Below are 14,081 nucleotides of genomic sequence, written 5' to 3'. Positions count from 1 at the left end.
TTCATGAGCGCAGTACCACGCCGCTGTCGTCTTCCCACCAGACGTACACCTGGTCGCCCCAGGTCGGACGCGCGCCGCGACGCTCGGCGTTGGCCACGAACGACTGCACCAGCTTGCCGCTCGGCAGCTCGACGTAGAACACCGAGTGGCCGCCCAGGTAGGCGATGTCGTGCACCTTGCCGCTCGACCAGTTGTATTCGCAGGTCGGCATGTCCGGGGTCACCAGGAGTTTTTCCGGGCGGATGGCGTAGGTCACCGACTTGTCCTGCACCGAGGTGCTGATGCCGTGGCCCACGTAGATGTTACGGTCCAGGTCCTTGCAGGTGATGGTCGCGTGGCCTTCGGCGTCGTCGATCACTTCACCCTCGAAGATGTTGACGTTGCCGATGAACTCGCAGACCAGGCGGCTGGTCGGGGTTTCGTAGATGTCGATCGGGCTGCCGATCTGGGCGATCCAGCCCAGGTGCATGATCGCAATACGCTCGGCCATGGTCATGGCTTCTTCCTGGTCGTGAGTCACCATCACGCAGGTCACGCCGACGCGCTCGATGATCTCCACCAGCTCCAGTTGCATCTGCGAGCGCAGCTTTTTATCCAGGGCGCCCATCGGTTCGTCGAGCAGCAGCAGTTTCGGCCGCTTGGCCAGGGAGCGGGCCAGGGCCACGCGCTGGCGCTGGCCGCCGGAGAGCTGGTGCGGCTTGCGCTTGGCGTACTGGCTCATCTGCACCAGTTTGAGCATCTCGGCCACGCGGGCATCGATCTCGGCCTTGGGAATCTTGTCCTGCTGCAGGCCGAAGGCGATGTTCTGCGCCACGGTCATGTGCGGAAACAAGGCATAGGACTGGAACATCATGTTGATCGGCCGCTCGTAGGGCGGCATGTCGGTGATGTCCACACCGTCCAGGTAGATGCGCCCCTCCGTGGGCCGTTCGAACCCCGCGAGCATCCGCAGCAGGGTGGACTTACCCGAGCCAGAACCGCCGAGCAGGGCGAAGATCTCGCCTTTCTTGATTTCCAGGGACACATCGTCCACGGCAATCGTCTCGTCGAACTTCTTCGTGACCCGGTCGATCTTGACCAACACCTGCTTCGGTGTCTGGTCGCCCTCGAGGGCTTTCTTGTAGGCGCCGGAGGCAACTGCCATTTACGAAACTCCCAGAAAAAAAGAGTGCAGTTCGCCCAAGGCGAGCGAACCCAGGATAGTTTGAGCGATTGACGCTATTTGCCCGACTTGACCTTGGTCCAGCTGCGGGTCATGAGTCGTTGGATCTTGGGCGGCAACTCTGAGTTGACGTATAGCTTGTCGACAATCTCCTGCGCCGGGTAAACGGCTTCGTCCTTGCGGACCGACTGGTCCATCAGCTCGCCTGCCTTGGGGTTCGGGTTGGCGTAACCGACGGAATCGCTGACCTGGGCGATCACCTCAGGCTTGAGCAGGTAATTGATGAAGGCATGGGCCTGCTTGACGTTACCGGCGTCCTTGGGAATGGCCAGCATGTCGAACCAGAGGTTGCCGCCTTCCTTGGGAATCACATAGGCGATTTCGATGCCCTTGCCGGCTTCGGCGGCGCGCGCCTTGGCCTGGAACACATCGCCGGAGAAACCCGCGGCCACGCAGATTTCGCCATTGGCCAGGTCGGAGATGTATTTCGAGGAGTTGAAGTAGGTCACGTAAGGCCGCACTGCCAGCAACTTGGCTTCAGCCTTCTTGTAGTCGTCGGGGTTCTGGCTGTTGGGGTCCAGGCCCATGTAGTTGAGCACCGCCGGGAGCATTTCATCGGCGGAGTCGAGGAAAGCCACGCCGCAGCTCGACAGCTTCTTGATGTTTTCCGGCTCGAACAGCATGGCCCAGGAGTCGATCTTGTCCACGCCCAGCGCGGCCTTGACCTTCTCGACGTTGTAGCCGATGCCGTTGGTGCCCCACAGGTAAGGCACGGCGTACTGGTTGCCCGGGTCGTTCTTTTCCAGACGCTTGAGCAGCACCGGATCGAGATTGGAATAGTTGGGCAACTGCGCCTTGTCGAGCTTCTGGAACGCCCCGGCCTTGATCTGCTTGCCCAGGAAGTGGTTGGACGGCACGACCACGTCATAACCGGTACGACCGGCGAGCAACTTGCCTTCCAGGGTTTCGTTGGAATCGAACACGTCGTACAGCGGCTTGATGCCGGTGGCCTTTTCGAAGTCCGCCAATGTGCTCTGACCGATATAGTCAGACCAGTTATAAATATGCACGGTCGGCGCGGCATAAGCGCTGACGGCCAGCGTCAGTCCGGCGCCCACCAGCATGGCTTTGCGAAATAAAGAAATAGGCAAGTGGAGGTCCTCTCAACAATTGGGCCTGAGTTGCCCGCACTACATGACAGCCAAGAGCTGCCCAGCAACAAAACCGGCGCGCAACTTACCTTCGATAAACCGATCCAGCAAAACTTTCTGTCATTTAATTGCACCGCTGACCGCCCTCGCGGGGACGACGGCCAGCGGTTGCTGCCTCAAACCGGTTATTTGCCGGATTTGATCTTGGTCCAGCTGCGGGTCAACTCACGCTGGGTGGCGGCCGGCAGATCGGCGATCGCATACAGCTTGGCCTGCACGTCTGCTGGTGGGTAGATGCCCGGATCGCTGGTGATGTCTTTTTCTACCAGTGCCGTTGCGGCGGCGTTGCCGTTCGGGAAACGCACGGCGTTGGTGATGCTGGCCATGACTTCAGGCTTCTGCAGGTAGGTCATGAACTTGTAGGCGCCCTCGACGTTTTCCGCATCCTTGGGGATAGCGACCATGTCGTAGAAGGTGCCGGCGCCTTCTTTCGGAATGACGTAGCTGACTTTCACCTTGTCGCCGGCTTCGGCGGCGCGGGACTTGGCCTGCTGCACGTCACCCGAGTAACCGACCGCTACGCAGATGTTGCCGTTGGCCAGGTCCGAGATGTACTTGGAGGAGTGGAAGTAGGTGATCGAAGGACGGATCTTGAGGAACAGCTCTTCGGCTTTCTTGATGTCGTCTTTCTTCTGGCTGTCGGTCGGCAGGCCCAGGTAATGCAGGGCGACCGGGAGCATTTCGGTTGGCGAGTCGAGGAAGCTCACGCCGCAGCCCTTGAGCTTGGCAATGTTCTCGGGCTTGAGCAGGGTGTCCCAGGAATCGATCTTGTCGACGCCCAGCGCAGCCTTGACCTTCTCCGGGTTGTAACCGATACCGATGGAACCCCACATGTATGGGAAAGCGTGCTTGTTGCCCGGGTCACTGACCGAAACCGCCTTGAGCAGATCCTGGTTCAGGTTTTTCCAGTTGGGCAACTTGGAGACGTCCAGCTCCTGATAAACACCGGCCTTGATCTGCTTGGCCAGGAAGTTGTTCGACGGCACGACCACGTCGTAACCGGACTTGCCTGCCAGCAGTTTGGCTTCCAGGGTCTCGTTGCTATCGAAAACGTCGTAGACCACCTTGATCCCGGACTCTTTCTCGAAGTTCGCGATGGTGTCAGGTGCGATGTAGTCGGACCAGTTGTAAACGTGCAGCACTTTGTCGTCTGCCTGGGCCACTGCCGCCATCGCGCCCATCAGGGACATGGCGAGGAGGGTCTTGCCAGCTTTCTTCATACCTATTGCCTTCATGCGTCATGCTCCAATTATTCTTTTTAACCTTGTGTTCAGCGACCGGTTGCCAGGCAACTAAAAACAGGCGGTAGTCTGGCAAGTTCCAAGGCGGGCTTTCAACAGAAGACCCCATCCTTTATGGCCGCCCCGAGCGAAGTACCGTGGGGTACTCCGCTCAGAGCCTAGCACTTAGCCCTGTAACGCACTCAAGGTCAGGTCCAGGCACTTGCGGGCCTTGCTCACCAGCTCATCGATCTCCTCCCTGGTGATCACCAGGGGCGGAGCAATGATCATGGTGTCGCCCACGGCGCGCATGATCAGGCCGTTGTCGAAGCAGAACTGCCGGCAGATCATGCCGACGCCTTTTCCGACATACCGCGCACGGGTGGCCTTGTCCTGAACCAGCTCGATGGCGCCCAACAGGCCGACTCCGCGAACCTCACCCACCAGGGGGTGATCGTTCAGTTCCCGCAGGCGTTTCTGCAAATACGGTGCCGTTTCTGCCTTGACGCGCTCGATAATTTTTTCGTCGCGCATGATACGGATGTTTTCCAGGGCCACGGCGGCGGCCACCGGGTGCCCGGAATAGGTGAAACCGTGGTTGAAATCGCCGCCCTCGTTGAGCACCGCCACCACTTCGTCGCGCACGATCAGGCCACCCATGGGGATGTAACCGGAGGTCAGGCCCTTGGCGATGGTCATCATGTCCGGCTTGAGGTCGTAGAAATCGCTACCGAACCACTCACCGGTCCGCCCGAACCCACAGATCACCTCGTCGGCGACGAACAGGATGTCGTACTTGGCGAGGATTTCCTTGATCCGCGGCCAGTAGCTTTCTGGCGGCACGATCACGCCGCCCGCGCCCTGGATCGGCTCGGCGATGAAGGCACCGACGTTATCGACGCCGACTTCGAGAATTTTTTCTTCCAGCTGGTTGGCCGCCCAGATCCCGAACTCGTCCGGGGTCATGTCGCCGCCTTCGCCGAACCAGTAAGGCTGCGGGATATGCACGATGCCCGGGATCGGCAAGTCGCCCTGTTCGTGCATATAGGTCATGCCGCCCAGGCTCGCGCCGGCCACGGTGGAGCCGTGATAGCCGTTGACCCGGCTGATGATGGTTTTCTTCTTCGGCTGGCCCTTGATCGCCCAGTAGTGGCGAACCATGCGCAGCATGGTGTCGTTGCCTTCGGAACCGGAGCCGGTGAAGAACACATGATTCATGCCCTTGGGGGCCACATCGGAGATGGCCTTGGCCAGTTCCAGCGCCGGCGGGTGGGCGGTCTGGAAGAACAGGTTGTAGTACGGCAGCTCGCGCATCTGCTTGCTGGCGGCGTCGGCCAGTTCTTCGCGGCCATAACCGATGGCCACGCACCACAGCCCGGCCATGCCGTCGAGGATCTTGTTGCCCTCGCTGTCCCAGAGATAAACGCCCTCGGCGTTGGTGATGATCCGCGGACCCTTCTCCTTCAATTGCTTGAAGTCGCTGAACGGGGCCAGGTGGTGCTCGCTGCTGAGGGTTTGCCACTCACGGGTTTGCGGGTTGTTGCTGATCATTGGAACTCTCCTGATTTTCCGGTGAGGGCGCCGCCGGTGATAGCGGCGCCCCGCGCATCAGACGGCGAAGAGCAGGAATTCCCGCTCCCACGAACTGATGACGCGCTTGAAGTTTTCATGCTCGGCCCGCTTGACCGCGACGTAGCCAGTGATGAATTTCTTGCCCAGGTACTTCTCGATGGTCTTGCTGTTTTCCATGCGCTCCAGGGCGTCCTCGATGGTCAACGGCAGGCGCAGGTTGCGGCGCTCGTAACCGCGGCCAACCACCGGCGCGCTCGGGTTGTGGCCTTCGACCATGCCGATGAACCCACACAGCAGGCTGGCAGCAATGGCCAGGTAAGGGTTGGCGTCGGCGCCCGGCAGGCGGTTTTCCACCCGGCGGTTCTGCGGCCCGGCATCCGGCACGCGCAGGCCCACGGTGCGGTTCTCTTCGCCCCACTCCACGTTCACCGGTGCCGAGGTGTCCGGCAGGAAGCGGCGGAACGAGTTGACGTTGGGCGCGAACAGCGGCAGCAGCTCGGGGATGAACTTCTGCAGGCCGCCGATGTGGTTGAGGAACAGCTGGCTCATGGTCCCGTCTTCATTGGAGAAGACGTTCTTGCCGGTCTCGATGTCGATGATGCTCTGGTGCAGGTGCATGGCGCTGCCCGGCTCGCCGGTCATCGGCTTGGCCATGAAGGTGGCGGCCACCTCGTGCTTGAGCGCGGCTTCGCGCATGGTGCGCTTGAACACCAGGATCTGGTCGGCCAGGGACAGGGCGTCGCCGTGACGGAAGTTGATCTCCATCTGCGCCGTGCCGTCTTCGTGGATCAGCGTGTCGAGGTCCAGCTCCTGCAGTTCGCACCAGTCGTAGACGTCCTCGAACAGCGGGTCGAATTCGTTGGCCGCTTCGATGGAGAACGACTGGCGACCGGTTTCCGGGCGCCCGGAACGACCGACCGGTGGCTGCAACGGGTAGTCCGGGTCGTCGCTGCGCTTGGTCAGGTAGAACTCCATCTCCGGCGCCACGATCGGCTGCCAGCCATGGTCGGCGTAGAGTTTCAGGACCTTCTTGAGCACGTTGCGCGGCGACAGCTCGATCGGGTTGCCCTGCTTGTCGTAGGTGTCGTGGATCACCTGGGCGGTCGGCTCGATGGCCCAGGGCACGAGGAATACCGCGTTCTGGTCCGGGCGGCAGACCATGTCGATGTCGGCCGGGTCCAGCAGTTCGTAATAGATGTCGTCTTCGACATAGTCGCCGGTCACCGTCTGCAACAGCACACTCTCGGGCAGGCGCATGCCTTTTTCGGCGATGAACTTGTTGGTCGGCGAGATCTTGCCCCGGGTGATCCCGGTCAGGTCGCCAATCATGCATTCGACTTCTGTGATCTTGTGGTCTTTCAACCAATCGGTGAGCTGGTCGAGGTTGTTACTCATAAATGCCTCTAGGCGTGAGTTTCCTGGCTCTTATAAGCCAGGTTTTTGTGACGCATTGGCGTCGCGTTGCATTACCCGCTGGCGACAGGCATCGCCAAATGCCTGGAAGATGGCGAGGTAGTGAGGGTTAGAGCTTACCTGCCATTCGGGGTGCCATTGCACCCCCAAAGCAAAAGCCTTGCCTCCCTCGATCGGCGCCCCCTCGACAGAGAAGGCTTCGATCAATCCGTCGGGTGCCAGGGCCTCTATCTTCAGGCCCGGCGCCAGACGTTCAACGCCTTGGCCATGAATCGAATTGACTTCAATCTGCGCCGGCAGGCCGAGGCCGGCCAGCACCCCGCCCGGTTGTACATGCAGCGCATGGGCCGGAGCGTATTGCACGTCCACCGGCTGGCTATCGTCCTCGCGGTGGTCCATGAACGGGCCGGCCTCGTGGACCCGCTGATGCAGGCTGCCGCCGAAGGCCACGTTCATTTCCTGAAAACCGCGGCAGATCCCCAGTACCGGAACCCCGGCCGCCACCGCGGCGCGGATCAGCGGCAGGGTACTGGCATCACGGGCAGGGTCGTGCGCGGTTCCCGGCGCGCTGGCGGGACCGCTATAGTGAAAAGGTTCGATATTGGAGGGTGAACCGGTAAAGAGGATGCCATCCAGACCGTCCAGAATATCGGACGGGCTCAGAATATCGGCCAGGGACGGGAGGATCATGGGCACGCCCTTGGCTGCTACTGCCACTGCGCGGACGTATTTGTCGCCACTGATGTGATAAGCATGCAGACCGATCTGCCTGGAGCAGGCGGTGACGCCGATTAACGGCAGGCGAGACATGAAACACCCCGGTATTATTGCTGTTATGGGTTTAAATCGAGCTTAGCCTTGTTCATTTTTTTACACAACACCCCCGTAAAAAATACAACACGGCCCGCTCAAGGCCGTGGCGGCCAAGCCCTCCGAAGCCAGAAAAGCGCCCCAAAAATGCCCCGCAGGCGCTTTTTTAGGGCAAAAAAGGCCTCGCTTGACTTCGGCATGCCGTTCGGGTTGACTGAAACCTGAAAAGATCAATGATTGATATTTTTAACAACAAAGGTGTTGCATCATGTCGGTACCCCCGCGTGCCGTTCAGCTTAACGAAGCGAACGCGTTCCTTAAGGAACATCCTGAGGTTCTGTACGTTGACCTTCTGATTGCGGATATGAATGGTGTGGTGCGCGGCAAGCGCATCGAACGCACCAGCCTCCACAAGGTTTACGAGAAAGGCATCAACCTGCCAGCCTCTTTATTTGCTCTGGATATCAATGGCTCGACGGTGGAAAGCACCGGCTTGGGCCTGGACATCGGCGACGCCGATCGAATCTGCTATCCAATCCCCGATACCCTGTGCAATGAGCCCTGGCAGAAGCGCCCCACCGCGCAACTGCTGATGACCATGCACGAACTCGAAGGCGACCCTTTCTTCGCCGACCCGCGCGAAGTGCTGCGCCAGGTCGTTGCCAAGTTCGACGAGCTGGGCCTGACCATCTGCGCGGCTTTCGAGCTGGAGTTCTACCTGATCGACCAGGAGAACGTGAATGGCCGGCCACAGCCGCCACGCTCGCCAATCTCCGGCAAGCGCCCGCATTCGACCCAGGTCTACCTGATCGACGACCTCGACGAGTACGTCGACTGCCTGCAGGACATTCTCGAAGGCGCGAAAGAACAAGGCATCCCGGCCGACGCCATCGTCAAGGAAAGTGCTCCGGCGCAGTTCGAAGTGAACCTGCACCACGTCGCCGACCCGATCAAGGCTTGCGACTATGCGGTACTGCTCAAGCGTCTGATCAAGAACATCGCCTACGACCATGAGATGGACACCACCTTCATGGCCAAGCCTTACCCAGGCCAGGCGGGTAATGGTCTGCACGTCCACATTTCGGTCCTGGACAAAGACGGCAAGAATATTTTTGCCAGCGAGGATCCCGAGCAGAACGCCGCACTGCGTCACGCGATCGGCGGTGTGCTCGAGACCCTACCGGCGCAGATGGCTTTCCTCTGCCCGAACGTCAACTCCTACCGTCGTTTCGGCGCGCAGTTCTATGTGCCGAACTCGCCGAGCTGGGGCCTGGACAACCGTACCGTAGCCATTCGCGTACCGACCGGTTCTTCCGATGCCGTGCGCATCGAACACCGTGTCGCCGGTGCCGATGCCAACCCGTACCTGCTGATGGCTTCGGTGCTGGCGGGCGTGCACCACGGTCTGGTCAACAAGGTCGAGCCGGGCGCGCCAACCGAAGGCAACTCCTACGAGCAGAACGAGCAGAGCCTGCCGAACAACCTGCGCGATGCATTGCGCGAGCTGGACGACAGCGAAGTCATGGCCAAGTACATCGATCCGAAATACATCGATATCTTCGTGGCCTGCAAAGAAAGCGAGCTGGAGGAGTTCGAGCACTCGATCTCCGACCTCGAGTACAACTGGTACCTGCACACCGTGTAAGCGGCTGCTGCAAAAAACGCCACCGGCCGCAAAGGCCCGTGGCGTTTTTTTATGGCCGCTGTAGCCGCTGCCGCAGGTTGCGACCGGCTCTGCAGGAGACACGCTCTGAGGGCCTCGGAAGCCCCTTCGGGCCTTGTCGCAGCCTGCGGCAGCGGCTACAACGATCGCGCCTGACCGTGCCTCATGACCTCGCGTACAATGCCCGCTGCCCCGCAGGAGACTCCCATGACACGCGTAGCCACCCCCCGCAAACCCCGCGCACGCAGCCAGGCCCGGATCGACTCGATACTCGATGCCGCCCGCACCCTGCTTGCCGCCGAGGGCGTGGCCAGCCTGTCGATCTACAGCGTGGCCGAGCGCGCGGAGATCCCGCCCTCCTCGGTCTACCACTTCTTCGCCAGCGTTCCCGCCCTGCTCGAAGCCCTGACCGCCGACGTCCACGCCGCCTTCCGCGCCTGCCTGCAAGAGCCCATCGACCACGCCGCCCTGGGCAGTTGGCACGACCTGTCGCGCCTGGTCGAACAGCGCATGCTCGCCATCTACAGCGCCGACGCCGCGGCCCGCCAGTTGATCCTGGCCCAGCATGGCCTCACCGAGGTCACCCAGGCCGACCGCCAGCACGACATCGAACTGGGCGACCTGATGCACAAGCTGTTCGACCAGCACTTCCAGCTGCCTGCGCTGCCCACGGATGTGGATGTGTTCGCCCTGGCCATGGAGCTGGGCGACCGCGTCTACGCGCGCTCGGTCCAGCAACATGGGCAGATCACTGAGCGCATGGCCGAGGAAGGCATGCGGGTGTTCGATGCCTACCTGGGGCTGTACCTGCCGCCTTACCTGCCCAAGCGCCCTGCCCTGTAGCCGTCATCGCCCACAAAAAAGCCCCGAAGGGCTCACGCCATCCGGGGCCGGTTGTCGCACACCGATCACAACTTGGCGATCGATACCTCGGTGGATTTCACGAACGCGATCACTTCGCTGCCGATCGCCAGCTCCAGCTCCCGGACCGAACGGGTGGTGATCACCGACGTGACGATGCCGGAGGCGGTCTGCACGTCGATTTCCGAGAGCACGTCGCCTTCGACGATTTCCTTGATAGTGCCTTTGAACTGGTTGCGAACGTTGATGGCCTTGATAGTCATGGTATTTCTCCTGAGGTCGAAATAAGCCACAAGCTTCAAGCGATAAGCTGCAAGCAAAAGCGCTCGGCTCTTTCTTGCCGCTTGCAGCTGGAAACTTGCTGCTGCTTTAAAGCGCCCAGCGCAATTGCGTGGGCAAGGGTGAAAAAGGTTCCGGCTCGGGCGGCGACCCGGGCAGCGACAACACGCGGTTGAGTACTTCGGCTTCCAGCGCCGCCAATCGATGGGAGCCACGCACCCGTGGGCGCGGCAGCTCCACCAGCAGATCGAGACCGACCTCGCCTTCTTCGATCAGGATCACCCGGTCGGCCACCGCCACCGCTTCGCTGACATCGTGGGTCACCAGCAGGACGGTGAAACCATGCTGCTGCCACAGGCGCTCGATCAGTTGCTGCATCTCGATCCGGGTCAGGGCATCCAGCGCGCCCAGGGGCTCGTCCAGCAGCAACAGGCGTGGCTGGTGGATCAGCGCCCGGGCCAGGGCCACCCGCTGCTTCTGGCCACCGGACAAGGCAGCCGGCCACTCATTGGCGCGGTCGGCCAGGCCTACCGCCTCCAGGGCTTCCAGGGCCTGGGGGCGCCAGTCGCCCTTGAGGCCCAGGCCGACGTTGTCGATGACTTTCTTCCAGGGCAGCAGGCGCGCCTCCTGGAACATCAGGCGGGTGTCCTCGATGGCCTGGCTCAGCGGCGCGGCACCGGCCAGCAATTCGCCGCCGGCGGGTTTGTCGAGGCCGGCCAGCAAGCGCAGCAAGGTGCTCTTGCCGCAGCCGCTACGGCCGACCACCGCGACGAATTGCCCGGCCGGAATATGCAGGTCGATCTCGCGCAACACCTGGCGCGAACCGAAGGTCTTTTGCAGCTTGCGCACCGCCAGCGGAATACCGCGCAGCAGGCGTGGAGGTTGTTGAGCCGTCATTGCGCACCTCCCCTGGCCACTTGATAGGCCGGATGCCAACGCAGCCAGGCACGCTCCAGGCCGCGCGCGGCGAGGTCCGCCAGTTTGCCGAGCACGGCATACAGGACGATGGCCAGTACCACCACGTCGGTCTGCAGGAACTCCCGGGCGTTCATCGCCAGATAACCGATGCCCGAGCTGGCGGAGATAGTTTCCGCGACGATCAGCGTCAGCCACATAAAGCCCAGGGCGAAACGCACGCCCACCAGGATCGAAGGCAAGGCGCCCGGCAGGATCACCTGGCGGAACAGGGCGAAGCCGGACAGGCCATAGCTGCGCGCCATTTCCACCAGCGCCGGATCGACGTTGCGGATGCCGTGATAAGTGTTCAGGTAGATCGGGAACAGAGTGCCCAGGGCCACCAGGAAAATCTTCGCCGACTCATCGATGCCGAACCACAGGATCACCAGGGGAATCAGCGCCAGGTGCGGCACGTTGCGGATCATCTGCACCGAGCTGTCCAGCAGGCGCTCACCCCACTTCGACAGGCCGGTGATAAAGCCCAGGGCCAGGCCGATGCCGCCGCCGATCAGGAAACCGATCGCCGCGCGCCAGCCGCTGATAGCCAGGTGGGTCCAGATTTCGCCGCTGCGCACCAGGCCGACCCCGGCTTCGATCACTGCGCTGGGTGCCGGCAGGATCCGCGTCGACAGCCAGCCGGCCGAGACCGACAACTGCCATACCGCCAGTAACAGCAGCGGCAGGGCCCAGGGCGCCAGGCGATGGAACAAGGTTTGTCTGTTCATGGCCACGCCTCAGCTCTGGGACGCAGCTTTGGGAATGATGTCGTTGGCGACCATTTCGCCGAACGGGCTGACGTAGCCGGCGCCCTTGGGCAGCTCGGGACGTTCGATATCCAGGTGCGGGAACAGCAGCTCGGCCACCCGGTACGACTCTTCCAGGTGGGGGTAACCGGAGAAGATAAAGGTATCGATACCAAGGTCCGCGTACTCCTGCATCCGCGCCGCCACGGTCGGGCCATCGCCGACCAGCGCGGTGCCCGCGCCGCCCCGCACCAGGCCAACGCCGGCCCAGAGATTGGGGCTGACTTCCAGCTTGTCACGGCGCCCGCCGTGCAGCGCCGCCATGCGTTGCTGGCCGACCGAATCGAAGCGCGCCAGGGACGCCTGGGCGCGGGCGATGGTGTCGTCGTCCAGATGGGAGATCAGGCGCTCGGCCGCCTGCCAGGCCTCGGCGTTGGTTTCACGCACGATCACATGCAGGCGAATGCCAAAGCGCACGCTGCGCCCCTGCTTGGCAGCCTTGACCCGGACCTGCTCGATCTTCTCGGCCACCGCGGCCGGTGGTTCGCCCCAGGTCAGGACCATGTCCACCTGCTCGGCGGCCAGGTCCTGCGCGGCTTCCGAAGAGCCGCCGAAGTACAGCGGCGGACGCGGTTGCTGGATCGGCGGATAAAGCAACTTGGCGCCCTTCACGCTGATGTGCTGGCCGTCGTAATCGACGGTTTCGCCTTCCAGCACCCGGCGCCAGATGCGGGTGAATTCCACCGAAGCCTGGTAGCGCTCTTCATGGCTGAGGAACAGGCCGTCGCCGGCCAGTTCGTCCGGATCGCCGCCGGTCACCAGATTGAACAGCGCCCGGCCACCGGACAGGCGATCCAGGGTTGCCGCCTGGCGCGCCGCCACCGTCGGAGAAATGATCCCCGGACGCAGGGCGACCAGGAACTTCAGGCGCTGGGTCACCGGGATCAGCGAGGCCGCCACCAGCCAGGAGTCCTCGCAGGAACGTCCGGTGGGAATCAGCACGCCGCCGAAACCGAGGCGGTCGGCCGCCTGGGCGATCTGCTGCAGATAGCCGTGGTCGACGGCGCGAGCGCCTTCGGCGGTGCCAAGGTAATGGCCGTCGCCGTGGGTAGGCAGGAACCAGAAAATATTGAGGCTCATGGAGTTGTCTCCTAAGGGGATCGAGTTACGGCGCTTTGGCAACGGCGGCTGGAGGCGTCCAGATCACGTCTTTGATGCTCAGGGGCTTGGGAATCAGCTTGAGCTGGTGGAAGCTGTCGGCGATTTTCTGCTGGGCCGCCACCACGTCCGGGGTCAGGAAGTGCGCGCCATAGCCCTGGCGTTTCACCGAGGTCAGGGTGATGTCCGCCGGCAGGCCGAGCAGTGGCGCCACCTGCTGGGTCACCTCGTCCGGGTTGGCCTTGGACCACTCGCCCACCGCGCGCACTTCTTCCACCAGGGTCTTGATCACCTCGGGGTGCTGTTGCGCGTAGGGTTTGGTCGCCAGGTAGAACTGGTGGTTGTCGACGATGCCGCTGCCATCACGCAGGGTGCGGGCTTGCAGCTGCTTCTCGGCCGCCGCCTGATAGGGGTCCCAGATCACCCAGGCATCGACGCTGCCACGCTCGAAGGCGGCGCGGGCATCGGCGGGCGGCAGGAATACGGTCTGGATGTCGCTGTACTTGAGGCCGGCGTCTTCGAGGGCGCGGACCAGCAGGTAGTGCACGTTGGAGCCCTTGTTGAGGACCACCTTCTTGCCCTTGAGCTCCGCCACCGACTTGATCGGCGAATCCTTGGGCACCAGGATCGCTTCGCTGGTCGGCGCCGGAGGTTCGTAGGCCACGTACAACAGGTCGGCACCGGCGGCCTGGGCGAATACGGGCGGGGTCTCGCCGGTGACGCCGAAGTCGATGGAGCCGACGTTCAGCCCTTCCAGCAGCTGCGGGCCGCCGGGGAATTCGGTCCATTGCACCTGCACGCCCTGCTCCGCCAGGCGCTTCTCCAGCGAGCCCTTGGCCTTGAGCAGCACCAGGGTGCCGTATTTCTGATAGCCGATACGCAGGGTTTCGGCCGCTTGGGCTTGAACGATGGCGCCGAAGGACACAGCCGCAGCAAACAGAGCGACCAGACCACGACGCAAAATCACAGGGCGCATGGCGCTCTCCTTTTTGCTGTTGGGTTTTGGCTGCACCTGCTAGGCCGTTGGCGGCT

13 protein-coding genes are annotated in these 14,081 nt (G+C 62.3%); 2 read left to right on the top strand and 11 right to left on the bottom strand.

The window, feature by feature from the left end:
• Window position 1: 1 nt before the first annotated feature.
• The 6 genes from potA to BM019_RS19105 all read right to left on the bottom strand — a co-directional run bounded on the left by potA (window position 2) and on the right by BM019_RS19105 (window position 7,388).
• Window positions 2–1,144 carry an ABC transporter ATP-binding protein gene (gene potA / locus BM019_RS19130; RefSeq protein WP_007928322.1) on the bottom strand — a complete coding sequence of 381 codons (1,143 nt, stop codon included), beginning with the start codon at window positions 1,142–1,144 and terminating at the stop codon, window positions 2–4.
• A 74-nt stretch (window positions 1,145–1,218) separates the two neighbouring features.
• On the bottom strand, window positions 1,219–2,313 hold the full coding sequence (locus BM019_RS19125; RefSeq protein ID WP_009051375.1) for a polyamine ABC transporter substrate-binding protein: 1,095 nt from the start codon (window positions 2,311–2,313) through the stop codon (window positions 1,219–1,221).
• A gap of 185 nt (window positions 2,314–2,498) precedes the next feature.
• A complete protein-coding gene (locus tag BM019_RS19120) occupies window positions 2,499–3,593 on the bottom strand; it encodes a polyamine ABC transporter substrate-binding protein (RefSeq protein WP_062824304.1) in 1,095 nt (364 codons plus the stop codon).
• Window positions 3,594–3,779: 186 nt separating this feature from the next.
• Entirely contained in the window at window positions 3,780–5,144 is a 1,365-nt protein-coding gene (locus tag BM019_RS19115) for an aspartate aminotransferase family protein (protein WP_092419313.1), read from the bottom strand.
• A gap of 57 nt (window positions 5,145–5,201) precedes the next feature.
• Entirely contained in the window at window positions 5,202–6,560 is a 1,359-nt protein-coding gene (locus tag BM019_RS19110; protein WP_007928318.1) for a glutamine synthetase family protein, read from the bottom strand.
• Window positions 6,561–6,590: 30 nt separating this feature from the next.
• Window positions 6,591–7,388 carry a gamma-glutamyl-gamma-aminobutyrate hydrolase family protein gene (locus tag BM019_RS19105; RefSeq protein ID WP_092419310.1) on the bottom strand — a complete coding sequence of 266 codons (798 nt, stop codon included), beginning with the start codon at window positions 7,386–7,388 and terminating at the stop codon, window positions 6,591–6,593.
• Between the two features lie 268 nt (window positions 7,389–7,656).
• Between BM019_RS19105 and BM019_RS19100 the strand changes: the two genes are divergently transcribed.
• Together BM019_RS19100 and BM019_RS19095 are read left to right on the top strand one after the other, a co-directional pair.
• A complete protein-coding gene (locus BM019_RS19100; protein ID WP_007928314.1) occupies window positions 7,657–9,033 on the top strand; it encodes a glutamine synthetase family protein in 1,377 nt (458 codons plus the stop codon).
• A 225-nt stretch (window positions 9,034–9,258) separates the two neighbouring features.
• On the top strand, window positions 9,259–9,894 hold the full coding sequence (locus BM019_RS19095; protein ID WP_009046091.1) for a TetR/AcrR family transcriptional regulator: 636 nt from the start codon (window positions 9,259–9,261) through the stop codon (window positions 9,892–9,894).
• A 65-nt stretch (window positions 9,895–9,959) separates the two neighbouring features.
• Here BM019_RS19095 and BM019_RS19090 read toward each other — a convergent pair whose 3' ends face one another.
• From BM019_RS19090 to BM019_RS19070, 5 genes are all read right to left on the bottom strand, one after another.
• Window positions 9,960–10,175, bottom strand: a complete 216-nt coding sequence (locus BM019_RS19090; protein WP_007928303.1) for a TOBE domain-containing protein — start codon at window positions 10,173–10,175, stop codon at window positions 9,960–9,962.
• A 106-nt stretch (window positions 10,176–10,281) separates the two neighbouring features.
• The gene (gene ssuB, locus BM019_RS19085) at window positions 10,282–11,088 is read right to left on the bottom strand and encodes an aliphatic sulfonates ABC transporter ATP-binding protein (RefSeq protein WP_092419307.1); all 807 of its coding nucleotides are present in this window, start codon (window positions 11,086–11,088) and stop codon (window positions 10,282–10,284) included.
• Entirely contained in the window at window positions 11,085–11,879 is a 795-nt protein-coding gene (ssuC, locus tag BM019_RS19080) for an aliphatic sulfonate ABC transporter permease SsuC (RefSeq protein ID WP_175510685.1), read from the bottom strand. The genes ssuB and ssuC overlap by 4 nt, the downstream gene beginning before the upstream one ends.
• A gap of 3 nt (window positions 11,880–11,882) precedes the next feature.
• The gene (ssuD, locus tag BM019_RS19075; protein ID WP_092419304.1) at window positions 11,883–13,031 is read right to left on the bottom strand and encodes an FMNH2-dependent alkanesulfonate monooxygenase; all 1,149 of its coding nucleotides are present in this window, start codon (window positions 13,029–13,031) and stop codon (window positions 11,883–11,885) included.
• Window positions 13,032–13,056: 25 nt separating this feature from the next.
• Window positions 13,057–14,025 (bottom strand): sulfonate ABC transporter substrate-binding protein, encoded by a 969-nt coding sequence (locus BM019_RS19070; RefSeq protein ID WP_009046094.1) that lies wholly within the window; start codon window positions 14,023–14,025, stop codon window positions 13,057–13,059.
• Between the last annotated feature and the right edge of the window lie 56 nt (window positions 14,026–14,081).

The organism is Pseudomonas sp. NFPP07 (assembly GCF_900115645.1).
In the GTDB taxonomy this organism is placed as follows: Bacteria; Pseudomonadota; Gammaproteobacteria; order Pseudomonadales; family Pseudomonadaceae; genus Aquipseudomonas; species Aquipseudomonas chlororaphis.
The sequence above is the reverse complement of the archived record's forward strand: the minus strand, read 5'-3'. Positions and strand labels throughout refer to the sequence as shown.